Below are 2815 nucleotides of genomic sequence, written 5' to 3'. Positions count from 1 at the left end.
CTGCGGGAGCCGTGGCGCTCGATGATCTCGAAGAACACAGTCGGGCGGTCCTCGACGGGCGCGGTGAAGATCTGGAGCAGATAGCCTTCGTCGTCGCGATCCACCAGAATGCCGAGCTCCGCGATCTCTTTGAAATCCTCGTCTATCTCGCCGACGCGGGCGGGGAGGGCATCGTAGTAGGTTTGAGGGACGCGTAGGAAATTCACGTCGTTGGCGCGGAGCTGTCGCACGGTCTGGAGGATATTTTTCGTGCCCATGGCGATATGCTGGACGCCAGGACCACCGTAGAACTCTAAGTACTCCTCGATCTGGCTCTTCTTGAGGCCGTCTGCGGGCTCGTTCAGCGGGAACTTGATGCGCCCGTTGCCGCCCTGAACCACTTTGCTCATTAGCGCCGTGTACTCGGTGGAGATGTCTTTCTCATCAAAATGCACCAGCTGGGAGAAGCCCAGAATGCGCTCGTAGAAGCTCACCCACTCGTTCATCTTGCCCTCTTCGACATTGCCGACAATATGGTCAATGGCCTCTAGGCCGCAGCCCTGAGCGGGTTTGTGGTAGCGATCCGGGTCGAGCGGCGCGTAGCCGGGCGCGAAGACTCCGGTATAGTGATCGTGGTTGACGAAGCTATGAGTCGTGTCGCCATAAGCCTTGATGCTGGCAAACTCAACACTGCCGTTTTGGTCCGTAAGCGTGGTAGGCTCCGTGACTCCCGTTGCGCCACGCTCAATCGCGAGCCGGTACGCCAGCTTCACATCGTCCACTTCCAACGCAATGTCTCGCACACCGTCGCCGTGGAGCCGCAGGCGGTCAGACTCCGGGTGTTCCGCGCGGAGCGGCGACTCCAGAACGAGGGTAATATTGCCCTGGCGCATGACATAGCCCGCCTCAGTCTGGCTACCCGTTTCCAGACCTTTGTAGGCCGCGATCTCAAAGCCAAATGCATTGCGATAGAAATAGGCGGACTGGCGTGCATTACCGACGAAAAAACGCACGTGGTGAACGCGCCGCAGAGAAATATCCTGAATCATCTTCGAACCTCGTCGTTTATAATACCCTCCCACGGGGCACGATACAATTGGAGTAATGATTCGCAAGCCCCACCCGCCCGAATGGCTCTTTCTTCTTGCCCTCTGCGCCGTTTCGGCTTTGGCGGAGCTAGGTTTTGTCATCGTCAATATTGTTTCATTGCCTAACTTGCTAAAGTTTGGGCTCCATATGGCTAACCTTCCGGGAATTGCTCTGGCGACATACTATCTCGTGGAGGCACTGGCAAACTCGCCGATGGGCGCGCTCGCTGACCGCTTGGGTCGGCGAAGATTGATGGTGGCAGGGACGTGTGTCTCTATTGTCACTTGCCTTGCGACCTCTCAAATCAGGACACCTCAAGGTGCGGCTACGGTGCTAGCCGTCACCGCACTTATTCTTCTCTTACGGGCACTGGACGGCATGGGGGCAGCGATGCTCTGGCCCAATGTCTATGCATCGGTGGCAGATCGCGTAGCGCCTGAGCGGCAGGCACAGGCAAATACGCTCATCACAATGGCTTATATGTCTACAATCGCAATTGGTGCCAAGGTCAGCGGCTTGCTTAACGGAACTTTTGCCCCAAACTACACGCGGGAAGATCCACAGCGGTATATCCCATCATTTCTATTTGCAGCCGGTTGCTTCGCAGCCACGGCAGTTCTGTCGTACTTCATCGCCCCACGCCGCGAGGCGCAGCACCATATAGAAAAAGATAGTGACCATGTGCCGGTCACTAAGAGCACGCTTGTCAAAGCTCTTCAACAGATTCCTTGGCTTCTTGGTTTGATTTTCCTGATTTTTGTTGCCATTGGGCTAATCGCTCCTTATGTTGCCCCGTATTTCATGGAACGCTTCAATATCTCTGAGGAGGGCTTTGGGAACCTGATTCTTGGGCCTGGCGTGCTGATCGGGATTCTCTCCGCACCGATTGGAAAGCTGGCGGATAAGTGGGGAAAGCCTCAAGCGATTCAGCTCGGGACAGCGCTTTGTGCATTCTCACTCTGGGGCCTTTTGTTTGCGCCGCACCAAAATCTAATTATTCTCTTTGGGACACTACTAGGAATTGGATTTGTGATGTCGTTCCCCGCGTACATGGCCTATGTCGCTGAGATGGCTCCTGGAACCGAGCGGGGGGGGATGATTGGGGCGGTTCGAATGTCACAGGGTGTGGGGGCAATGTTCGGCTCCGTACTCTCGTCGCCACTGTATACTGCTGACGCAAAGCACCACACGATCTTTTATGTCGCATCGAGCCTTCTGACATTGGGCTTCGTTCTCTCCTTGGTTGTGGTCAAGAATCGGAAGCTTACATCCTGAACACGCCGAATTTCGTGGGTGGGGCGGGGTGGGCGCAGGCGGCGGCGAGACCTAGCCCGAGGGCGCGACGCGTGTCGCACGGATCGAGAATGCCATCGTCCCAGAGCCGCGCGGTGGAGTAGTACGGGTTGCCCTCGCGCTCGTACATCGCGATGGTTGCCGCTTCTTCGTCGGCGGTCATGGCATCACCCTTGACGGTCTTTAAGACAGCGGCTGCTTGCGGGCCGCCCATCACTGAGATACGGGCGCCCGGCCACATCCAGAGCTGGCGTGGGCCGAACGCGCGGCCACACATGCCGTAGTTACCCGCCCCGAAGCTCCCCCCAACAATCACGGTGAACTTCGGAACGCGTGCGCAGCTCACGGCCATCACGAGCTTTGCACCGTGCTTGGCGATTCCCTCGTGCTCGTAGCGGCTGCCGACCATGAAGCCGGTGATATTTTGCAGAAAGATCAGCGGAATCCCGCGCTG

3 protein-coding genes are annotated in these 2815 nt (G+C 57.3%); 1 reads left to right on the top strand and 2 read right to left on the bottom strand.

What is annotated here, in order from left to right; genetic code table 11:
* Positions 1-1028 (bottom strand): 4-hydroxyphenylpyruvate dioxygenase (gene hppD, locus ACH2EH_RS24330; protein ID WP_395145900.1); only part of this gene is annotated, 1028 nt, incomplete at its 3' end.
* A gap of 55 nt (positions 1029-1083) precedes the next feature.
* On the opposite strand from hppD, the gene ACH2EH_RS24325 reads away from it, so the two are divergent.
* Complete coding sequence (locus ACH2EH_RS24325) at positions 1084-2343, top strand: MFS transporter (protein WP_395145898.1); 1260 nt, start codon at positions 1084-1086, stop codon at positions 2341-2343.
* On the opposite strand, the gene ACH2EH_RS24320 is transcribed toward ACH2EH_RS24325, so the two are convergent.
* Positions 2333-2815 (bottom strand): carboxyl transferase domain-containing protein (locus ACH2EH_RS24320; protein WP_395145896.1); only part of this gene is annotated, 483 nt, incomplete at its 5' end. The genes ACH2EH_RS24325 and ACH2EH_RS24320 overlap by 11 nt on opposite strands.

The sequence above is a fragment of the Armatimonas sp. genome (assembly GCF_043760365.1).
Lineage (GTDB): Bacteria > Armatimonadota > Armatimonadia > Armatimonadales > Armatimonadaceae > Armatimonas.
Note: the sequence above shows the minus strand (reverse complement) of the source record. Positions and strands in the feature narration are given on the sequence as shown.

Bases quoted from the DNA above. Each gene is read 5' to 3' on its own strand.
- ACH2EH_RS24325 (WP_395145898.1), top strand. From the start codon at position 1,084: ATGATTCGCAAGCCCCACCCGCCCGAATGGCTCTTTCTTCTTGCCCTC.